The 20,909-nt window shown below is 66.0% G+C and carries 19 protein-coding genes; 11 read left to right on the top strand and 8 right to left on the bottom strand.

The features are described from left to right. Positions 1-13: 13 nt before the first annotated feature. Together HBF24_RS04840 and HBF24_RS04835 are read right to left on the bottom strand one after the other, a co-directional pair. Positions 14-1,729: a hypothetical protein gene (locus tag HBF24_RS04840; protein ID WP_167169757.1), complete on the bottom strand. Its 1,716-nt coding sequence runs from the start codon at positions 1,727-1,729 to the stop codon at positions 14-16. Positions 1,730-1,935: 206 nt separating this feature from the next. Beyond that, a complete protein-coding gene (locus HBF24_RS04835; RefSeq protein WP_167169754.1) occupies positions 1,936-2,940 on the bottom strand; it encodes a hypothetical protein in 1,005 nt (334 codons plus the stop codon). A 199-nt stretch (positions 2,941-3,139) separates the two neighbouring features. Here HBF24_RS04835 and HBF24_RS04830 point away from each other — a divergent pair, with 199 nt between their 5' ends. Together HBF24_RS04830 and HBF24_RS04825 are read left to right on the top strand one after the other, a co-directional pair. Continuing rightward, positions 3,140-3,445, top strand: coding sequence for a hypothetical protein (locus tag HBF24_RS04830; protein WP_167169751.1), 306 nt, complete (start codon positions 3,140-3,142; stop codon positions 3,443-3,445). 168 nt (positions 3,446-3,613) lie between these two features. Further along, entirely contained in the window at positions 3,614-4,192 is a 579-nt protein-coding gene (locus tag HBF24_RS04825) for an NAD(P)H-dependent oxidoreductase (RefSeq protein ID WP_167169748.1), read from the top strand. Between the two features lie 4 nt (positions 4,193-4,196). On the opposite strand, the gene HBF24_RS04820 is transcribed toward HBF24_RS04825, so the two are convergent. Further along, positions 4,197-4,664: an SET domain-containing protein-lysine N-methyltransferase gene (locus tag HBF24_RS04820; RefSeq protein ID WP_167169745.1), complete on the bottom strand. Its 468-nt coding sequence runs from the start codon at positions 4,662-4,664 to the stop codon at positions 4,197-4,199. A 145-nt stretch (positions 4,665-4,809) separates the two neighbouring features. Between HBF24_RS04820 and HBF24_RS04815 the strand changes: the two genes are divergently transcribed. From HBF24_RS04815 to HBF24_RS04805, 3 genes are all read left to right on the top strand, one after another. Further along, a complete protein-coding gene (locus tag HBF24_RS04815) occupies positions 4,810-5,292 on the top strand; it encodes an LEA type 2 family protein (RefSeq protein ID WP_167169742.1) in 483 nt (160 codons plus the stop codon). A 49-nt stretch (positions 5,293-5,341) separates the two neighbouring features. Further along, positions 5,342-7,117: an acyl-CoA dehydrogenase C-terminal domain-containing protein gene (locus HBF24_RS04810; RefSeq protein WP_167169740.1), complete on the top strand. Its 1,776-nt coding sequence runs from the start codon at positions 5,342-5,344 to the stop codon at positions 7,115-7,117. Between the two features lie 96 nt (positions 7,118-7,213). Continuing rightward, complete coding sequence (locus tag HBF24_RS04805; protein WP_167169737.1) at positions 7,214-7,693, top strand: GNAT family N-acetyltransferase; 480 nt, start codon at positions 7,214-7,216, stop codon at positions 7,691-7,693. A gap of 88 nt (positions 7,694-7,781) precedes the next feature. Here HBF24_RS04805 and HBF24_RS04800 read toward each other — a convergent pair whose 3' ends face one another. After that, positions 7,782-8,567, bottom strand: a complete 786-nt coding sequence (locus HBF24_RS04800) for a SapC family protein (protein ID WP_167169735.1) — start codon at positions 8,565-8,567, stop codon at positions 7,782-7,784. Between the two features lie 250 nt (positions 8,568-8,817). Between HBF24_RS04800 and HBF24_RS04795 the strand changes: the two genes are divergently transcribed. The 3 genes from HBF24_RS04795 (at position 8,818) to HBF24_RS04785 (ending at position 12,606) form a co-directional block, all read left to right on the top strand. Continuing rightward, positions 8,818-9,414 (top strand): HNH endonuclease, encoded by a 597-nt coding sequence (locus tag HBF24_RS04795; protein WP_167169732.1) that lies wholly within the window; start codon positions 8,818-8,820, stop codon positions 9,412-9,414. 137 nt (positions 9,415-9,551) lie between these two features. Then, positions 9,552-11,435 carry a 1-deoxy-D-xylulose-5-phosphate synthase gene (gene dxs, locus HBF24_RS04790; protein ID WP_167169729.1) on the top strand — a complete coding sequence of 628 codons (1,884 nt, stop codon included), beginning with the start codon at positions 9,552-9,554 and terminating at the stop codon, positions 11,433-11,435. 151 nt (positions 11,436-11,586) lie between these two features. Next, positions 11,587-12,606, top strand: coding sequence for a glycoside hydrolase family 43 protein (locus HBF24_RS04785; protein WP_167169726.1), 1,020 nt, complete (start codon positions 11,587-11,589; stop codon positions 12,604-12,606). 10 nt (positions 12,607-12,616) lie between these two features. On the opposite strand, the gene prmC is transcribed toward HBF24_RS04785, so the two are convergent. Continuing rightward, positions 12,617-13,447 (bottom strand): peptide chain release factor N(5)-glutamine methyltransferase, encoded by an 831-nt coding sequence (prmC, locus tag HBF24_RS04780; protein WP_167169723.1) that lies wholly within the window; start codon positions 13,445-13,447, stop codon positions 12,617-12,619. Between the two features lie 86 nt (positions 13,448-13,533). On the opposite strand from prmC, the gene HBF24_RS04775 reads away from it, so the two are divergent. Beyond that, positions 13,534-14,463: an alpha/beta hydrolase gene (locus HBF24_RS04775; RefSeq protein ID WP_167169720.1), complete on the top strand. Its 930-nt coding sequence runs from the start codon at positions 13,534-13,536 to the stop codon at positions 14,461-14,463. An 18-nt stretch (positions 14,464-14,481) separates the two neighbouring features. Here HBF24_RS04775 and HBF24_RS04770 read toward each other — a convergent pair whose 3' ends face one another. Both HBF24_RS04770 and HBF24_RS04765 read right to left on the bottom strand, forming a co-directional pair. After that, positions 14,482-15,162, bottom strand: a complete 681-nt coding sequence (locus HBF24_RS04770) for a hypothetical protein (protein WP_167169717.1) — start codon at positions 15,160-15,162, stop codon at positions 14,482-14,484. Between the two features lie 651 nt (positions 15,163-15,813). Beyond that, positions 15,814-18,492: a M1 family metallopeptidase gene (locus HBF24_RS04765; RefSeq protein WP_167169715.1), complete on the bottom strand. Its 2,679-nt coding sequence runs from the start codon at positions 18,490-18,492 to the stop codon at positions 15,814-15,816. A gap of 163 nt (positions 18,493-18,655) precedes the next feature. On the opposite strand from HBF24_RS04765, the gene oxyR reads away from it, so the two are divergent. Together oxyR and HBF24_RS04755 are read left to right on the top strand one after the other, a co-directional pair. Beyond that, positions 18,656-19,633, top strand: coding sequence for a DNA-binding transcriptional regulator OxyR (oxyR, locus tag HBF24_RS04760; RefSeq protein WP_167169712.1), 978 nt, complete (start codon positions 18,656-18,658; stop codon positions 19,631-19,633). A 10-nt stretch (positions 19,634-19,643) separates the two neighbouring features. Beyond that, positions 19,644-20,234: a hypothetical protein gene (locus HBF24_RS04755; protein WP_167169709.1), complete on the top strand. Its 591-nt coding sequence runs from the start codon at positions 19,644-19,646 to the stop codon at positions 20,232-20,234. Here the strand turns inward: HBF24_RS04755 and msrA are convergent, their stop codons facing one another. Then, positions 20,235-20,891: a peptide-methionine (S)-S-oxide reductase MsrA gene (gene msrA, locus HBF24_RS04750; protein WP_167169706.1), complete on the bottom strand. Its 657-nt coding sequence runs from the start codon at positions 20,889-20,891 to the stop codon at positions 20,235-20,237. It abuts the gene before it with no gap. Positions 20,892-20,909: the final 18 nt, after the last annotated feature.

The raw sequence follows: 20,909 nt of genomic DNA, 5'->3' as shown, positions 1-20,909 counted from the left end.
AGCAGGCGGCCCCTCACTGTGAATCGGTCGCGTTGGACTTGGACGTCCAGACGTCCGACTGGTCCGGCGCCACGGTTTTCACATCCGGGCAGCCCGGCGGCGGCGGGCCACCGGCCACACGCGCCACTTCGCAGGGCACCGTGTTGACCTTCGGCAATGGCGCTGGCGGCGCGCTGGATGCTGGCGCGGCCATGCCCTTGACCAGGGCGGCCGGCGCCATGTTGAGTCGGGGATCGTCGCTCTCGGCAGGCGCTGCCGCCGGTGGCTCGCCACCACAGCTCATCAGCAGGGCAATACTCACGCCGAGCGCGCAGCGCACGCGATAGCCACGCGGCAGGCGGATTTCCTTGACCACGGTGAGCTTGTCGAGCAATCGACCCAGCGCGGTATCCAGCGCGCTTTGCCCGTACGGCACCCAATATTGCTCAAAGCGCGTGGGGCGATAATGCACCCGGCTGGTGCGTCGGCTCATCACGTCGCTGTTGCCCTGGGGCTGCAGCTGTACGTAGTCGGCCTTGCCTTCGCGGTGACCACTGGAACGGCTGGCATCACCGCCCTGCCCTGGCAGACCCTTCAATCCCTGGCCGGGCGTGCGGATGGCAAAGCGATCGCTGGCCGAGCTTTGCGCCCAATTTTTGCTGTCGCTGGCAGCGCTTCCTGCGACGTCTGCAGCTGCCGCCTCGCGGGCCGGTAATGCCATTTCGCCCGGCGCCCGGGACGGCGCGGGACTGGGCATGGTCACGCTGACCGTCGGCAGCTGCAACGAGCCTGGGGTCGCATCAGGTAGCGCCGGCGCGCCACGAGGCACATCGGCCGCCTGCAACGCTGCTCGCGGTGCGGCCATCTGCGGCGTGGCGGGCAGGCTCGGCTGCGGCACGCTGGGTGCGGCGATGCGGGGCGCCTGTACCGGCTCCTGGCTCACCTGCGGTGGGCTGGCAGGCATACTCAGGTCCGCCTGCGGCGGTGCGGGCTGATCGACCGGCACTGCCTCGATGGCCGGCGCCGGTGGCACCTGCGGCACGGACGGCAACGGTGTGGCCCGTGCCGAGGTGAGATCGGCGGCCGAGGCCGGCGCCTGGCTGGGCGCGGCGACCACGGGCGCGTCGCCACTGACATCGATGGGCGTGTCCATGGCGTCGGGCGCCGGCGTGGCCGCCACGCTGACCTGCTCCAGCGCCACCTTGGGCGGCGTCAGCGCCATCGGCGAGTGTTCCAGTACCACGCGCGGCGGCGCCGGGCGTGCCTTAGGCACCGGGCTATCCTGCTCGGCTGGCGGCGCTTGCTGTGGTGCCGGTTGCGGGCGCGCGGCGGCCAGTCGCGGTGTGGCCGGCGGTGTCGGGCGCTCGGCGCTGGGGCGGGTTTCCGGCGCCGCCAGCGTCACTTTCGGCAGCGGCGGCAGGGTCATGGCGCCGTGTTTCGGAGCGCGGGCGCGGTGCGTCTGCGCTGCCTGCTGCACGCGACGCGGCAGGCGCAGCTTCGGAGGCGGCGGGGGCGGCGGCGGCTGGCCCTTGACCAGGCGCACCTCGATGGCGTCATCGGCATGGTTCGGCGCCGGCTCAACGCCGGGCACAGGCCGCAGCAGCATGGCCACCAGCACGGCGAAGTGAATCAGGATCGACAGACACACGGCACTGGCGCGCAGCCCGTATTCGGGCGGTGATTGGCGCCAGCGCATCTGGTACAGCATCAACCGCGCGGTGCGGTTGAACGGCCCCGGCCCCAGGCTCATGGAGCGAAAACGATGACGCTGCCACCGATGGTGGCCCACGCGCGGTGTGTGCACCGTGCCTGCCGATTGCATCAGCGTGTTGCCCGCATGGTCATCGCCTGATCGCTGCGGACAATGTGCCCGCGCCGGTGTTGCCGCATGCCCTGCCTCCCCCTGGAATGTGCATGAGTATAGACATGCGCACCCATCAAGCGTGTGTCAGCCGGTCACGATCCACGGCCATCGTCGACGTGGAAACGCTGCGCGGCCTCCTTGGACTTCTTGCAGCTTTCGGGCAGCGGTTGGCCCGCCTTGCGGATGCGCGCGCACTCCTTGGCGCTGATGTGCTGCTTGGGGCCCACACCTTTTACCAACGCTGCCGGCGCCATGTTCAGGCGGCTGTCGTCACTCTCCGGCGGCGCCTTGTCCGGTGGAATGCCACAACCGGTCGGCAACACGAACAATACCGTCTTGCAGTGCAGATGCGTGTGACCGGGCAGATTGACCGTGGCCTTCTCGCTGGTCGCTTCGATCACGTGCCGCACGGCGGCGCCAACAATGGTTTCGTTGTCCGGCTTCCAGTCCTTGGAAAAGCGCGTGGCCTTGTATTTGACGCGGCTGGTCTGGCGCGTCATCACGTCGCTGTTGCCCTTGAGCGAATGGGCCACGTACGCCGGCGCCTTTTCCTTCCCGTGCAGGTGCTCAAGGGCGCTCTTGCTGACGTGCAGCTGACCATCACGGCCGTAGATTTTCAGGGCCGTCTGGTCCGCCGGCGGCGCCTTTTGGTCGCCCGCTGGCGCGGCGGTATCTGCCGGCGGCGGGCGCTTAGTCACGGGCTTTTTCTTCGGTGGCGGCGTGGACATGGCGGTGCGCTCGCGCTCGGGCAGAACCTTGAGGGCAGGCGGTGCCTTGGTCCGTGTCGCCCGATGGCTGATCAGACGCACCATGAGCACATCATTGTTTTGCTTCAGCGGCGCGGGAAAAACCCAGGGGCGCGGATGCATGGCGCGCATCATGCCCAGTATCAGCACCACGTGCAGCAGTACGGTGACGGCCACGGCCAGCACACGCAGCGCGCGCTCTCGCGGCATCGGCCGGTCACGCAGCGCTCGCAGGGAACGCAGCGCCTGGCGCTGGCCCTGCACGTCGGCCGCCACGGCGACGTGGTCATCACTCAGATGCCAGCGATGCGGGTCCTGACGGTGGTCGCGGTTGGGGTCGTTTGCACTCATGCAGCAGCCGAGGGGAACACGAATCACCACCGCGCGCCAGCGCCCCACGGTGGAACAATCCGTATTGGATGCCGCAGCACGCGTACAAGTTTCACCGGCGCATTCATCTAGATGAATGAAGATGAATGCATTTAGGGACACTACACGCAATCTGTTGCAGGGTAGATGGCTCCAACGCTCATAAAGGAAGGAGGACACCATGATCAAGCCGACCCGCATCCGCACTGCCCTGGCCGTGGCCCTGCTCGCCGCCGCACCGATGGCTTTCGCTGCACCGCAGGCATCCGGCGCCGCAGCCGGCCAGTCGCAGGCCAGCAAGCCGACCTCCGGCTCGGACAGCGTGACCGGCACCATCACCTCGGTCGACAGTGGCACCGACGTGGTCGCGGTCAAGACCAAGGACGGCAAGAAGCTGCGCATTCCGCTGTCGGCTTCGTCCATCTCCAAGGTGAAAAAGGGCGACAAGATCGCCGTCAGCCTCTCCTACAGCGCGCGCGGCAAGTAAGCGCGACGGCCAGAACACCGGCCATGTCCGCCGGTGTTCTTGAAAGGCCGCGGCACGCCATCGAAGGCGTCCGCGGCCTTGTTGTATCGGCAGCGGTGCTGCACCGCCGCTTGTGGCCGGCGCCGGATTTGACCAGCATCGGCGCCCGGATCTTCATGGAGCCTGCGCATGAGTTCGTCACCCCGCCTGCGCCTGCTGGTGGTCTATGCCAGCGAAGATGGGCACACCCGAGACATGGCCGAACACGTCGCCGAGGGCGCCCGCGGGCACGCCGACACGCATGTGGTGCTGCGCCAGGCCAGCCGCGCCAGCGGCAAGGACCTGGCCCGTTGCGATGGTCTGCTCGCCGGCACGCCGGTGCACATGGCCGGCATGGACTGGCGGCTGAAGCGCTTTATCGACGGCTGCAATCCGGTGTGGATGGACGATCACCTGGAAGGCAAACCGGTCGGCGCGTTTGCTACCGGCGGTGGCTACGGCAATGCCGGCGGCGGTTGCGATCAGGCCCTGCTGGGCGTGCTGTCGGCCTTCGCCGCCATGGGCATGGTGCCGGTGCCGCTACCCAAGTCCATGCCCGGCTACGCGCACGGCGGCACACCCTGGGGGCCATGGATTCGCACCGAAACCACCGCCATGCGTGAGCGCGCCCCCAGCCCGGCGGCACTGAAACTGGCCGCGCGCCATGGCCTCAACGTGGCGCGCATGATGCACGCGCTGGCCGCGGCCAAACCCTTCGCGCGGCGCTGAAAGCTCAGCGTTTGGGTTGCAGCAGCGTGCCGGTGCATGCGGCCGCGCCACAGCGGCAGGCCCAGAGCTTTTTCATGCGCGCGGTGTGCGGCACGTCCAGGCGAATGCCGTAGTTGTAGGTCAGCTCCTCGCCAGGAGCGATGTCGCGCAGGGCTTCGATGACCACGCGGTCGCGGCGCGTGTCACCCGTTTCGGACTCCTCCACGTAAGCCTGGCAGTTCGGTGCGCAGCTGTGGTTGATCCAGCGCGCGCTGTTGCCACTCTGGTTGGCGTCGATGATCCAGTCCTGGTTGAGCGTGAACAGGAAGGTGTGCCCGGACTCGGCGCCATCGCCATAAAGGTCGTCAGCCTGCTCGTGGCTGATGCGCTTGCCCTTGTATTCGATCACGTCCTCGCCGGCCTTGATGGGCGCGACGGCGAAAACGCCGTTACCGTGGATGGGCGAACGGCGGGCAACGATGCGACGGGTCATGACGGACCTGGCGGGAAAGACGAAAGAATCGCTGATGATGCCGCGTTGCGGCCGCCGACGGAACCGGTGGGACACGCACACTTGGCGCACGCCCACTTCGCGTTAGAATCGGGGCGGCATTTAAACGATCGTTTGGAGAGACGGTATGCGAGGTTCCATGCGCTGGCTGGCGTTGTCGTTGCTTGCAATGGGCCTGGTGGCCTGCGGCAAGCCGAAAAAACCGATCTTTCCGCCGATTGTCTCCATCCAGGAGTTGCACCTTGCGGCCAACGGCCACTGGGACATCACCCTGCGCATCCAGAACAACAGTTACGTGGGCATGAAGTTCACCGCGCTGGACATGGCGCTGACGGTGCAGCAGAAGCCCGCCGGTCAGCTCAAGCAGGCGCTGAATCTCTCCATCCCCGAGTTTGCCGCCGATGTCACGCACATCGACCTGGCCCCGCAAAGCGCCGCCGGCCAGGCGCTGGCCAAGCTGGCCAACAAGGGCAGCTCGGTGTCGGCCACCTATCAGCTGAAGGGCCAGGTCACGGCCATCGCCGAAAAGGCCAAAAAGCCACGCACCTTCGATGTCAGCGGCAAGAACTGGCTCTCGCCCGTGCCCGGCATCGACAACACCTTCCGCTAAAGGCTTTCACACCCCACTCGCTGGCCCACGCATTACAAAGGACTGCCGCATGACGCTCTACTCCGCTCCCGTCGATGACATGCGCTTTGCGCTCTATGACCTGCTGGGCGCCGATACCGCGCTGGCTGCCCTTCCCGGTGGCCAGGCGCTGAACCGCGAGCTGATCGATGCCGTGCTGGGCGAGGCGGCACGCTTCAACGAGCAGGTGCTGGCACCGCTGAACCAGGTGGGTGATACCGAAGGCTGCCATTACGACAAGGCCAGTCAGACCGTGACCACACCGGCCGGCTTCAAGGAGGCTTACGCACAATACGTGGACGGCGGCTGGGCCGGGCTCACCGCACCGGAGACCTACGGTGGTCAGGGCCTGCCCGAAACCATCGGCGCAGCAGTGAAGGAAATGATCGACTCGGCCAACCTGGCCTGGGGCACCTATCCGCTGCTCTCGCAGGGCGCGGTAGATGCGCTGAAAATGCACGGCACCGAGGAACAGCGCCGGCGCTATCTGGTGCCCATCGTGGAAGGTCGCTGGACCGGCTCGATGTGCCTGACCGAGCCGCAGGCCGGCTCCGATCTGGGCCTGCTCAAGACACGCGCCGAGCCGGCCGATGATGGCAGCTACCGCATCAGCGGAACGAAGATTTTCATCACCGCCGGCGAGCATGACTTTGCCGAAAACATCGTGCACCTGGTGCTGGCCCGCCTGCCCGACGCACCGGCCGGCAGCCGCGGCATTTCCATGTTCATCGTGCCCAAGTTCAAGCTCGGCGCCGACGGCAGTCTGGGGCAGCGCAACACCGTGGCCGCCGGTGCCATCGAGCACAAGATGGGCCTGAAGGGCTCGGCTACGTGCGTGATGAATTTCGACGCCGCCGAGGGCTATCTCATCGGCGCCCCGCACAAGGGCCTGATGGCCATGTTCACCATGATGAATGCCGCGCGTCTGGCGGTCGGCATCCAGGGCCTGTCGCTGATCGAGCGCGCCTACCAGAACAGCCTGGCCTACTGCCGCGAGCGTCTGCAGATGCGCGCGCTGTCCGGCGCGGTGGCCACCGACAAGGCGGCCGATCCGATCATCGTGCACCCGGACGTGCGACGCATGCTGCTGACCCAACGCGCCTTTGCCGAGGGCGGTCGCGCACTGGTGCTGTACGCCGCGCTGCAGGCCGATATCGAGGAGCGCAGCACCGATCAGGCCGAGCGCGAGCGCGCCGGCCAACTGCTGGGTTTCCTGATTCCCATCTGCAAGGGCTTGCTGACTGAAGCGGCTGTGGAGTGCACCTACCACGCGCTGCAAACCTACGGCGGCCATGGCTATATCGCCGAGCACGGCATTGAACAATTTGCCCGCGACGCGCGCATCACGACGTTGTACGAAGGCACGACGCAGATCCAGGCGCTGGACCTGCTCGGCCGCAAGGTGATGCAGCTCAAGGGCGCGGGCCTGCGCCTGTTCCTGGAAGAGATCGCCGGCTTCTGCCAGCAACATGCCAGCAATGAGTCGCTGGCCGCCTTCGTCGGCCCATTGGCGGTACATGCCAAGACCTGGAGCGAACTGACCCAGGAGCTGGGCGCGCGCACCACGAAAAACCCCGATGAACTGGGCGCGGCGGCCGTCGATTACCTGTTCTATGCCGGCTACATCGCGCTGGGCTATTTCTGGGCCCGCGCCGTAGTGGCCTTGCCGGACAGCGGCCTTGCTCCGGATGCTGCGCGCGACAAGCGTGATACGGCGCGCTTTTACTTCGCGCGCATCCTGCCGCGCGTGCACACGCACCTGGCGGCGATGCAAAGTGGCCTGGACGCGCTGCCCGACGTGCACTGAACGGGACCACCGGTGGTGCCTGCAGGGCTATGCGTGCGCCGCCGGTGGGTGTAGAAAGACAGCCACCACTCCCGCTGACCCGCACGCCGAACTCCCATGAGCGATTCGCCGTTTCGCATTCGTCTGGCCGACGCCAACGATGACCGCTTCATCCTTGGCCTTGCGCCACGCTTCGTCGACTTTCCGCTGCCCGTCTGGCGCCGCCGCAACGAGTGCATCGAGGGCATCCGCGAGGACCTCAATCACCACCTGCAGGATGAGCCGGCCAACAGCTTTCTGTTCGTGCTGGAGGATGCCGATACCGGCAAGAGCGTGGGCTTCGCCCATCTGCAAAAAGTGCAGGATTTCTTCAACGGCCGCACCAACTGCCACATTTCCGACCTGGCGGTGGCGCCGGTCTGGGACGGCAAGGGCGCTGGTCGCGCGCTGCTGGAGCACGCCGAGGACTGGGCCCGTGAACACGGCTGCCACCTGGTCACGCTGGCGGTGTTTCCCGGCAACGAACGCGCGCGTCGCATCTACGCCGCGGCCGGCTACGATACCGACCTGCTGCGCCTGGCCAAGCCGATACGCTGAGACATCACTGACGGTGATGCCATTAAAAAAACCCCGCCGCTGACGCGACGGGGTTTTCTGGTCGAACCGATCCGGCGAGTGCGGACGATCAGTTGACCGTCGGCTTCTCACCCTCGCCTTCCGGCGCCAGATCGCCTTCCGGCACGCGCTCGTTCAGGCGCGCGATCAGTCGGTCGACGTTGGCCAGCGAGATCAGGTGCGCGAAGATCCAGCCCAGCTGGCCGTTCTGCATCATGCCGTGGACCACTTCGGCCGGCAGCTGACGCAGCTTTTCTTCGTTGACCACGAACAGGCCGTTGAGCACCAGGCCCTTGCCGTTCTTGTTCTCGACGCGGATCGAACGCGGCTCGAGCAGGTCATGCTCGCGCAGCGTGGCCATCAGCGCCTGGGTGTGCTTGACCTGCTCCTGGAACTCGCCCAGGAAGCGCACGGCGTTCTGCAGGGTTTCGGTGTCGGTGCCGTCCTCGTTGAACAGGCGTTCGCCCTCGTCCTTGCTGAAGCCTTCATAGGCCTCGTCCAGGAACACGGTGAAGTCATCGCCCTCGGCGCCTTCCGGCTTTTCGGCCAGCACGAACGGATACCGGCGCACGAAGGCGGGCACGTAAGCGCCTTCCACCCAACGGTTGTCCTCGCCGACGAACAGGTTCTCGTTCTGGCGCAGGCCAAGCAGGGCCATCGGACCGGCATCGTCCTTGCTGGTGCCGCCAAACAGGATCGGCACGTCACGCGCGGCGGGCACGAACTCGACGCCGGTCAACGGCACCGAGTGCGCCTTGGAGGCAAAGCCGATGCCCGGCAGCGGACGGATGCGCAGGTCACGATGCTCGCTGCGGTTCAGCGGCACGGGGCGTTCATAGAAAAGCACTTCACTCACGTTTCTTATCCTCTTTTGCCACCGTCCGGGCAGCCCCTCCGGCACCCGACATCATCCACGGCGGCGATGGCTCTAGGTCGGCCACTATAACAGCGCCTGAAGGACACCGTAAGAGCCTGTCGCCGTTGCCATTGCCGGCATGCAAAGTGCATGAAATGTCATCTTTTTCGGTTATGCTGGCAGCCGAAAGCCACTGCAACACACGCAAGTAGTACGGAACATCCTTATCGCCACGGTGTGAAGGGTCACCATGCTGCATGAGCCTAGACGCAGGGGCGACCTGCACTCGACCCGGGTGCTGTCGCTGGACGCCGCCGGCCGCATCCTCGACTGGATCAGCTGGCAGGACGCGGTTTGCCTATATGTAAGGGGTGTCGTGGCCTGGACGCTGGGCGATCCGTGCCTGACCATCCACGGCGGCACGCACCGCGCCAGCGGCCTGCGCAGCACGCTGGATCTGCACCCTATCGTGGCCAGCACCGGACATTGCCACCATCGCGCCATCGACCCCTCACCCGCGCTCACCAACGCAGCGCTGTTCGCCCGTGACAAGCAGCTGTGCCTGTACTGCGGCGAGCATTTCTCGCGTCAGGCGCTGACCCGTGACCACGTGGTGCCCAGCTCGCGCGGCGGCCAGGATATCTGGGAAAACGTGGTCTGCGCCTGCGTGCGCTGCAATCTGAAAAAGCGCAATCGCACGCCGCAGGAAGCGCATATGCCGCTGCTGGCGGTGCCCTATCGCCCCAGCTGGGTAGAGCATCTGATCCTGTCCAATCGCAATATTCTGGCCGACCAGATGGACTTCCTGCAGGCGCGCATGCCGAAAAAGCCGCCGCGCCCGATCTAGCGCCTTTCGCAGCGCTGCCCGCCAACGGCCATCCGAGGGCCCTTGCCGTGCCCGCCGCGGCATCCAACAATAGGCGTCATGAACGGGTTGGCGCCGCCACTGGGACAGCGCGGCCCGGTAGTGCGAAAATACCCGACATGATCGACGCCAGCCGCTATCCTCACCTTTCCCGTATCGAGTCGCCGGCCGACCTTCGGCATATCTCCGAAGAGTCGCTGCAGACCGTGGCCGACGAGCTGCGAGCCTTCCTCATCGAATCGGTTGCCAGCTCCGGCGGCCATTTCGGCGCGGGCCTGGGCGTGGTCGAATTGACCGTCGCCCTGCACTGGCTGTTCGATACGCCCAACGACCGGCTGGTGTGGGATGTCGGCCACCAGTGCTATCCGCACAAGATCCTGACCGGGCGTCGCGACCGCATCACCACGATCAAGAAAAAGGACGGCCTGGCGCCGTTCCCGCGTCGTGGCGAGAGCGAGTACGACACCTTTGGCGTCGGCCATTCCTCGACCTCGATCTCGGCCGCGCTGGGCATGGCCATCGCCAACCAGCGCCGCGGCGACCCGCGCAAGGTGGTGGCGGTGATCGGCGATGGCGCGATGACCGCCGGCATGGCCTTTGAGGCCATGAACCACGCCGGTGACGTCGAGCCGAACATGCTGGTGATCCTCAACGACAACGGCATGTCGATCAGCGAGAACGTCGGCGCACTGACCAAGATGCTGGCGCGCATGCTGGCCAGCGGTACGCTCAACAGCTGGCGCGAGCGCGCCAAGCGGGCGATCCCCAAGCAATCGGTGGCCGGACGCTTCTTCAAGCGCTGGGAAGAACACGCCAAGGGCATGTTCGTACCCTCGACGCTGTTCGAGGAACTGGGCTTTCACTACACCGGCCCCATCGACGGCCACGACATGGACAAGCTGGTCACCGCGCTGCGCACGGTGAAAGACCTGCCCGGTCCGCAACTGCTGCACGTGGTCACCACCAAGGGCAAGGGTTACGCGCCGGCCGAGAGCGCGCAGATCGAATACCATGCGGTGGGGCCGTTCGATCCCAGCGCGGGCCTGGCCAAGAAGGCCAAGGGCAAGCAGACCTATACCGACGTGTTCAGCGACTGGCTGTGCGACATGGCTGCCGCTGATGAATCGCTGCTGGGCATCACCCCGGCCATGCGCGAAGGCTCCGGTCTGGTGCGTTTCTCGCGTGAGTACCCGGAGCGCTATTTCGATGTCGCCATTGCCGAACAGCACGCGGTGACGCTGGCCGCCGGCATGGCCTGCGAAGGCGCCAAACCGGTGGTGGCGATCTACTCCACCTTCCTGCAGCGCGCCTTCGACCAGGCCATCCACGATGTGGACCTGCAGAATCTGGACGTGCTGTTTGCCATCGACCGCGCCGGCGTGGTCGGCCCGGATGGCGATACTCACTCGGGCAGCTTCGATCTTTCCTACCTGCGCTGCCTGCCCAACATGGTGGTGATGGCCCCGGCCGACGAGAACGAATGCCGCGCCATGCTGACCACGGGTTTCCGCCATCGCGGTCCGGCCGCGGTGCGCTATCCGCGCGGCACCGGTCCGGGGGTGGCGATCCACGAAGAGCTGGAGTCGCTGCCCATCGGCAAGGCGGAACTGCGCCGTCGTGGCCATGGGCTGGCGCTGCTCGCTTTCGGCGCCATGCTCGGCCCGGCAGCGGAGCTGGCTGCCGAACTGGATGCCACGCTGGTCAACATGCGCTTCGTCAAACCGCTGGATGAGGCGCTGATCCTGGAGCTGGCCGAAAGCCACCAGGGTTTCGTCACACTGGAAGACAATGTGATCGCTGGCGGCGCCGGCGCCGGCGTGGCCGAATGCCTGGCTGCGCATGGCGTCAGCCTGCCGGTACTGCACCTGGGTCTGCCCGATGTGTACCTGGAACACGGCAGCCGCGAGGAAGTGCTGAGCATGGCCGGGCTGGATCTTCCCAGCATGCGCCGCGCCATCGCCGCGCGCTTCCCCAAGGCGGGTATCAAAGCCGCCCACGGCTGAGCTGCCGTCGCCGGCCGGGGGTTGTTTCCCACCTGATCAAAACGCCGCCCACGGGCGGCGTTTCTTGTGCCCAGCACGTTGGCTGACAAGCGCCCGCAAGCATATAGATCGTATGGTATGTTTTTACGCATCCATATCGGGAAACCGTCTGATGTCCTCACGCCTGGCCACCACTCTTGCCGCCACCCTGGCCACCCTCTGCGCCACGCAGGCGCTGGCCGGCACCGAGACCTATACCAATCCATTGCTGCCGTCGGGTGCCGACCCGTGGGTCATCCGGCACGACGGCTTCTACTACTACACCAACACGCTGGGCAATCGCATTGCACTGTGGAAGACCGCCGACATGGCCAGGCTCGGCCAGGCCAAGCCGGTGGTGGTGTGGCGCCCGCCGGCGAGCGGTCCGGGCTCGACCTCGATCTGGGCGCCGGAGCTGCATTACATCGATGGCGCCTGGTATCTGTATTACACCGGCGCCGAGAAGGGTCACGACGATGATGCGCATCGGCACATTTATGTGCTGGAGAACACCGCCGCCGATCCCACGCGCGGGCACTGGGTATCCAAGGGCCAGGTCAACGCTACCCTGCCGGGCATCGATGCCACGGTGTTCCAGCTGCATCGGCGCTGGTACTTCGTGTACTCGGCCTATGTCGACGACCACAGCGACCTGATCCTGGCGCGCATGAAAAACCCCTGGACGCTGACCGGGCCGCAGGTGGACATTGCCCACCCGACCAAACCGTGGGAAATGTACGGCGGGCGCAAGATCATGGAAGCGCCGGAATTTCTCAAAGGCCCGGGCGACAAGGTGTTTCTCACCTACTCGGCCAGCGCCTGCTGGTCCGACCACTACGCGCTGGGCATGCTCAGCGCCAAGGCCGGCGCCGACCTGACGCACGCCAGCGCCTGGCACAAATCGGCACAACCGGTGTTCCAGCAGGACCCGGCCCACGGCGTTTACGCCACCGGTCACAACGCCTTCTTCAAGTCACCCGATGGCAGCCAGGACTGGATTCTCTATCACGCCAATGGCGGCCCGAACTGGAAGTGCACCGACCGCCGCGCGCCTCGCATGCAACCGTTCCACTGGAACGCCGATGGCACACCGGACTTCGGCCAGCCAATCCGCGATGGCGTGCCGCACCCGGCGCCGTCGAAGGGATCGTGACGGACAGTGCTCAGGCCGACGGGCAACGCCCGCCACTGATGCGATCGCGACTTTCCAGATCCTGCGCGGTGAACACCTCGCGGTAGCCGGCATCGGCGAGCAGCTGACGCACCGCTGCGCCCTGATTCCAGCCATGCTCGAAGGCCAGCCAGCCATCCGCCTTCAGATGCGACCGGGCATCGGCGAGAATCGCGCGGATATCGTCCAGACCGTCCTGCCCGGAAGCCAGGGCTGAGGCCGGCTCGAACCGCAGATCGCCCTGCTCAAGATGCGCATCGCCGCTCTCGATGTAAGGCGGGTTGGAAACGATCAGGTCGAACGCCGGCGGCTGTAATGCCGTGCACCAGCTGCCCTCGGCAAAACGCACATTGGCCAGCCCCAGCCGACGAGCATTGTGGCGTGCCACGCGCAGTGCCGCATCGCTGACATCGGTGGCCACAATCTGCGCACTGGGGCGCTCGCTGGCCAGCGCCAGCGCAATGGCGCCCGATCCAGTGCCAAGATCGGCTACCCGTGATGCCGCTTCGAATGGCAGCTTGGTCAAGGCCCATTCCACCAGCAGCTCGGTTTCAGGGCGCGGAATCAACGTGGCTGGCGTCACTTCCAGATCCAGCGACCAGAAACCGCGACGACCCAGAATGTAGGCAATCGGCTCGCCCTGGCGACGCCGTTCCACCATCGCTTCGAGCTGGCGTACCTGCGGTGCGGAAAGCGGGTGGTCATCATGCGCGAACAGCCACGCGCGCTGCTGGCGCAGCACGTGCAGAACCAGAAGTTCGGCCTCCAGGCGATCACCCAGGCGGGTCGCGGCGGCGCGAATCCATGCGCGTACGTCGGTCATGCGGGCACCTGATGGCAGTTAAGTCGCCCCACCAGTGTACCCAGCGCGCACGTTTCGCACACGCGGCCCGCTTTAGCCTGCCCCACATGAGCCCATCCAGCGATCGATCCTTCCAACGACGCACACTCGCGCGCTGGAGCGCGCGACTGGCCACCGCGGCGCTGACACTACTGGTCAGCGGCTGCTCGGCGGCGCTGTTCGGCGCCATGAACGCCACCAGTGGCACGCATGGCCTCAGCAGCCGGACGGGTATTGTGTTCGATGCCCGGCACCAGCTGAAACTGGATGTATACCGCCCGGCAAACGCGCAAAACGCGCCAGTGGTGGTGTTCTTTTATGGCGGTGCCTGGCAGGACGGCAAACGCGGCCAGTACGCCTGGGCCGGTCGCGCGCTGGCGCGCCACGGCGTGGTGGCGGTGGTGCCCGACTATCGCAAATACCCCAAGGTGCATCTGGATGGCTTCATGCACGATGGCGCTGAAGCCGTTGCCTGGGCACGCCAACACGCGGGCGAATTTGGCGGCAACCCGGAGGAGCTGTTCGTGATGGGACACTCGGCCGGCGCACATATCGGCGCGCTGCTGGCCACCCACGCCAGCTGGCTGAAAAGCGTCGACATGAAACCGCGTGATCTGAGCGGCTTCATCGGCCTGGCCGGCCCGTACGATTTTCTGCCGTTGAAGCAGCAGGTCTATATCGATCTGTTCGGCACTACCCACGCCGAACAGGAAAAATCGCAGCCGGTGCACTTCGTCAACGGCAATGAGCCGCCCATGCTGCTGGAACAGGGCCAGGCCGATCAGACCGTCTGGCCGAGCAACGCCATTTCACTGGCCACCGCACTTCGCGCCCACGACGAACCGGTCACCATGCATATCTATCCGGGCATTGGCCATGCCGGACTGCTGCTGTCGATGTCACCGAAGTTCGAACACAAGATTCCGTCCATGCGCGATGCCATGGCCTTTATCGATGCGCATGGCGGGCACCGTCAGCCGGTGTCGAACAAGCGTTAGCCCGAAGATGGGCGTGGTTCAGTGGCGGCGGTCGTCGCTCAAGTGCTTGTCTTTGGCCGGGTGAGACGGCGGCCGGTCGTCGTGATGGTGATGATGCGCGCGGCGACGGGCATTCATCAGGTCTTTGTAGTGGCGCTGACCGCGAGCCGAAAGACCGGGAGGAGCGCCGTCGAACAGTTCGGCGCTCACCGGTGAGCCGATACGGGTACGCGCGGCCTCGGCCTCACCGCGTGTCAGCCAGCGACAGGCCAACGGGTGCCCTGGACCGGCCTGACACTGACTGCCGTAAGCGTACGGACCGTCGTGTCCAAGCTGGACCAGGTCGTCACGCACCAGCACCGGCAGCGGCGTGACCGGCCCAAACGGTTGCGGGTCCAAAGACATATGCGTGGCATACGACGGACCCAGGCCAAGCTGCCAGGCAGGACTCCCCAACACCTGGGACAGGCCAAACTGCAGCACCGGCCGCACCGTGGGCAACGACAGACCGGTCACGGCGCCCGTGCGCTCGGCCGCGGTGGTAGTCAGCGCCAGCCGCGTATCCAGCCCTGCGATGGTTGGCATCGCCCCGGGCGTCGTCGATGGAGAAGTCGCCCGCCGGTGCGCCCAGTCCTGGGCGTGGGCCGTATCCGATGCCAGCGCCGACGAGCAGGTCAGCGTGGCGGCGAGCAGCGTGGCGAACATCATGGAGCGCTTCATCCGTGGGCCCTCGTAGTCGTTCCGCCTTCAACTTAGCCAGCCCTCGGTTAGCACAACGTAAAACCGCGCGGGCGGCACTTCAGCCGCGCCTGTTCAACGCCCCGCAGGCTGGCAGATAGCCGAACCCGCGGAATCATCGCTTACCGAACGGCCGGTGACCGCCAGCGCCAGCATAGTCAGGGCCGCCGTGCGCGCGGAGTTGGTATGCGAGGACATCACCGGGCGCCGCGAACAAGGCCACGGCGATTTCCCAGCCGAATGGCCCACCCAGGCAACATGAGTCGCCTGCGCCCCCAAGCCCCCACGCGCAGGGGCGACCTGTGCCGGCAATGACACACGCGTATCCAGCCCGGCAATGGGCGGCGACCAGGAGGCCGCCGAGGACGTTTGCAGCGCATACACTGGCGCCTGCCCAACATCGAGCCTGCCATGGCTCCGCGATTGCGCGGCCGCCGGCATCAAGGCGGCAGCCAGCATGACCGCGCCGCTCGCGGCCCCCATCAGCATCCCTCGCTTGATCATGCTTGGCCCTCCAAGGCACATGAGATGCCCGCAAGCCTAACCCAGGCCACATGGACGGGGGTTAAAAAGCAAGCCGGGCACCCGCGAAGGCGACCCGGCTTGCCGGTGACACAAGAGAGCCTGGGGCGCTCAGTGCGTCAGGTCGAAGCCACCCTGCTTGGCCTTGAGTGCGGCGCACAGATGGATCGACTCGGTGGTCTGAGCCAGGCCACGATCGGCGCCGGACAAGTCGGCCAGCTTGGGCTTGAAGTAGGCCTCAAGACGGTTGGCTTCGGCCAGCGAGCAGCCGCCACCGCCAAACAGGTTGGGCAGGTAGCCGGTGGCAAAGGTGCCGGTGCGCTTGACGATCTGGTCGTAGTGCCCGGTGAACCAGGTCCACGCCGCATCGCGCTCGGCCGGCGTGTCGCGGCCGCCGCGCAGCACCATGGCCATCTCGCCCACCTTCACCTGCTTGCCCAGGGCGAAGTCGCGTATCCGGTCGGTCAGCGCCACATCATGCACGTCGGCCAGCGCCGACAACATGGCATTGCGCTTGGACGGATCGGTGGCGCGGCCAATCTCGGTTTCCAGTGCCATCACCACCGGCTTGCCCTTCTCCTGCGCGGCCACGCCCAGCGCCGAGGCCAGCAGGTCCGGGTTGACCGCATCCAGGTTCAAATGGCCGTCGTGGGTGCGCTCAAGCGCCTTTTCGCCCAGGCTCAACAAATGCTGACGCACGCTGGGCACCTTGATTTGCAGGCCCAGGAAACCGGCCAGCGAGCCACGCATCAGCGCATCATCGGCCGATTCGCCGTCACGACGCTGGTAGCCCAGCTTCTCAAGACGCGGCAGATAGGCCGCGCTCACCGCATCGGCCAGCACCTTGCGCTGCGCCGGCGTGGTCGCCTCGTGGCGCCAGATCCAGCCCACCGTATCCAGCGGCGCCAGTGCCACCTTGCGCTGGCTGGAGGACGCCAGCTGCTTCATCGCCGCCAGGGCGTCAGCCGCGTTGAGGTCACCGCGGTGGAAACCGGCATCGATGGCATCGGCATAGGCCAGCTGCTCGCGGTCATCGAGCTGCTTCACGTGCGCCGTCAGCTTGGCCAGATCGGCGCGATCCATGGCGAAACGGTAATAACCACGCGCCTCGGCATTGGGCATATAGAACGCCGGGCAACTGCCACCGGTAGCCAGCGTCATGCTGCCGGTAGCGGCGCTGAGCAGGTCACACTGGACCGCATTCTTGCCGGCACCGGTGCGCACGCATACCGGCACGCCCCAGGTGCGATCCGGGCTGCCCTTGGAACCCAGCGGCAGGTAGCGGCTCTGCTTCAGGTGCAGCACGGCCTTATGGCCACTGCAATCGAGCTTGGTTTCGACCACCGGCACGCCGGACTGATCCAGGAAGCTGTTGAAGGCATGCTTGAAGGTTTTGCCCTTGCCGGCGGCCTCGGCGATGGCATCGACCAGGTCATCGGCGGTGGCGTTGCCGAACTTGTGCTGCTGGATATAGGCGCGCATGCCCTTCTGGAAGGTCTTGTCGCCGACGTAGCCTTCGAACATGCCAAGCACTGCAGCACCCTTCTGATAGGTGATGCCGTCGAAGGCGGTTTCGATGTCACCATTGCCGGTGATCGGCTGACGGATCTTGCGCGCGCTGACCAGGCTGTCGTTGCTCATGGCGTGCTGCGCGCCGGTGATGCGATCCAGATCGGTGCGGTAGGAAGGATGCAGCTTCATGGCCACCTTCTGCTGCATCCAGGTGGCGAACGACTCGTTCAGCCACAGATCGTTCCACCAGGCCATGGTCACGGTGTCGCCGGTCCACTGGTGCGCCAGCTCATGCGCCTGCACATTGAACGAGCCTTGCACGTAACGCGGCGAGGAATCCTTGTCCAGCAACAGATACCAGTCTCGGAAGGTGACCAGGCCGGCGTTCTCCATCGCGCCGGCAGAGAAATCCGGCGCCGCCAGCAGGTCCAGCTTGCCGAACGGATAGCCGAAGCCGTAGTAGTTTTCCAGCGTCTGGATGATCTTCGGCGTCTGCGCCAGCGAGCGCTTCATGCGCGGGCCTTCGCCCTTGGCGGCGATGCCGCGCAGGCGGATCGGTTCGCTGCGGTATTTGTCGGCGGGGATGGTCGGGCCGTCGACCACATCCCACGGCCCCACGGCAAAGGCGACCAGGTAGGTCGGCAGCGGCTTGGTGGGAGCGAAGGTCAACGTCTTCCAGCCATGGCCATTCTCGACCTTGCTGACCTGCTTGGTGTTGGCCACGCCCACTTCATCATCGGGAATGGTCAGGCTGATCGAGTAAGGCGTCTTGAAGTCCGGCTCGTCGAAACTGGGGAAGGCGTAGCGCGCGCTCACCGGCTCCATCTGCGTCATGGTGTACGGACGCCCGGCGTGGGTCACCTTGTACAGGCCCTGCAGCTGCTGGTTGAACGGCGCGCTGAAGGCGAACGTCAGCGTCAGCGTCTGCGGCTTGACGGTCTGGCCCAGATCCACGCGCACCACGCCTTCCTTCGGCGCGGCGTTGACGTACTTGGCCGCGTGCACCTTGCCGTCGGCGGTGGTGAAGCTGACCTTGGATACCTTCAGCTCCTTGCCGTGCAGCCAGATGTGATCGGTGGCCTTCTTGAGATCCACCTTGATCACGGTACTGCCGCTGTAACTGGCGCGAGTCGGATCGATACGCAGCGCCAGCGAATAACCTTCCGGCACGGCCCAGCGCGGCAGCTTTTCCAGTGGCGCGTGGTCGGTGGCGGCAAACGAGGCGCTGCAACAGGCAGCCAGCGCGGTCAGAACAAGCGGACGGATCATGCGATGCATGGAACGGGTTCCCCAGGGACATATAACCAGCCAAGCACCTTTCCACGCGCGCGAACATGCCAGCACGTGCCGAAAGGCACAGTCCACAGGGCACGGACACTTACATCGACAGCACAAATGCTACATTTGACTTCCATAGCGTGCGCCAATAGGAACACCCGCCATGAATCTGCGTGACCTGCACTACCTGGTGGCGTTGGCCGAGCACCGTCACTTCGGCCGCGCCGCCGAAGCCTGCTTTGTCAGCCAGCCGACCCTGTCCACCCAGATCAAGAAGCTGGAAGAGGAGCTGGGCGTGGCCCTGGTCGAGCGTGCGCCACGCAAGGTGCTGCTGACGGAAGTGGGCCGCGAAATCGCCGACCGCGCACGTGACGTCATCAACGAAGTGGACCAGATCAAATCCATCGCGCGGCGCACGCGCGACCCCGAATCGGGCACCGTGCGACTGGGAATTTTTCCCACACTGGGGCCTTATCTTCTGCCGCACGCGGTGCCGCTGATCCGCCGGGCGTTCCCCAAGCTGGAACTGCTGCTGGTGGAGGAAAAGACCGAGGTAGTGCTGCAGCGCCTGCGCGAAGGGCGGCTGGATGCCGGCATTCTGGCCCTGCCCATCCACGAGGACAGTCTGCATACCGAGTTCCTGTTCGAGGAACCGTTCCTGCTGGCCGTGCCGCGCCATCATCCATTAGCCAAGCGCGAGTGGCTGAAGATGGACGAGTTGGCTGACCAAAGCCTGCTGCTGCTGGAGGATGGCCACTGTCTGCGCGACCAGGCGCTGGAAGTGTGTCAGCTGGCCGGGGCCGGTGAAAAATCCGGCTTTCGCGCCACCAGCCTGGAAACCCTGCGCCAGATGGTGGCCGCCGATGTCGGCATCACGCTGCTGCCGACACTGGCCGTGAAGCCGCCGGTGGCGCAAGCGGAAAACGTGCACCTGATCGAGTTCCGCGGCCAGGCGCCCAGCCGCCGCATTGCCATGGTCTGGCGCAAAAGCTCGGCCATGGGCGGCTTCTTCAAGCGCCTGGCCGAGGTGATCGCCTCGCTGCCACCTGAGCTACTGGACCCGCACACACTGGCCGCGCTGGCGCCGCACGCACTGGGCCACAAGGCCCGGCGCACGCCCCCACCGGTCAGCGCCGAATAAGCGCGTCGACATGCGCCTCTGGATCGGACTGGCGCTGCTGCTTCTGGCCTTCGGGCTGGTCTCGATGTGGCACGAACGCGCCGAGCACTGGCCACCCGGGGTGCTGGTGGCCGACGCCCCGCAGCAGCACCCTCTGAGCGACGCGCGGGCCTTTGCACACGGCAAGGTCATGCTGATGCCACGCGCCCAATTTGAACTGAGCGCACGCGTGCTGGCGCGCGAGGATTATCACTTCGATCGCCTGGCCCGCCTGGTGCCTACCGACCTGGCGCTGGGCTGGGGGCCGATGTCCGATTCGGCGGTGCTCAAGCAGATCAACATTTCGCAATCGCACCGTTTCTACCACTGGCGCGTGGCGCACTTTCCCATTTCCCGCCGCGCCATCGAGACCCATAGCGCCAACATGCACCTGATCCCGGCCAGTGAGGACGTCGCCAAGGAACTGGCCGACGTGCGCGTGGGGCAAGTGGTGCACATCGAAGGCGAGCTGGTCGATGCGCGCATCGATGGCGGCCTGCTGCGCACCTCGCTCAGCCGCAACGACACCGGCGCCGGTGCCTGTGAAGTGATCTACGTGCGCGCCCTGCGTATCGAACGCTGATCAGCCGGCGCTGGTACCCAGCCCCAACGGGCAGCTGACGCCGGTGCCGCCGAGCCCGCAGTAACCGCCCGGATACTTGGCCAGATACTGCTGGTGCGCGTCCTCGGCGTAATAGAACGGGCCGGCCGGCGCTATCTCGGTGGTAATGGCGCCGTGGCCATCGGCTTCCAGCGCGCGCTGATAGGCCTCACGGCTGGACTCGACCGCTTCGCGCTGCGCCGGATTGGTGATGTAGATGGCCGAGCGATATTGCGTGCCGCGATCGTTGCCCTGGCGCATGCCCTGGGTCGGATCGTGCCCCTCCCAGAAGGTTTTCAGCACCTTGGCCAGACTCACCTTGGCCGGGTCGAACACCACGCGTACCGCCTCGGTATGCCCGGTTTGCCCCGAGCACACTTCGCTGTAGGTGGGGTTGGGCGTATAGCCACCGGCGTAGCCCACCGCGGTGCTGACCACGCCCGGCAACTGCCAGAACAGGCGCTCGGCGCCCCAGAAGCAGCCCATGCCGACCACGATGACCTCGGTTTCGGGCAAGTCGCCGGCCAGCGGCGCATCAAGCACCAGATGGCGCGGCGCCACCGGCATCGGCGTATCGCGACCGGGCAGCGCGTCCTCGGGACGAACCATGCGTTGCTTGTAGGCACCGATACCGAGCATGTGGCCACTCCAACATAA

The sequence above is a fragment of the Oleiagrimonas sp. C23AA genome, from assembly GCF_011759385.1.
In the GTDB taxonomy this organism is placed as follows: Bacteria; Pseudomonadota; Gammaproteobacteria; order Xanthomonadales; family Rhodanobacteraceae; genus Oleiagrimonas.
The sequence above is the reverse complement of the archived record's forward strand: the minus strand, read 5'-3'. Positions and strand labels throughout refer to the sequence as shown.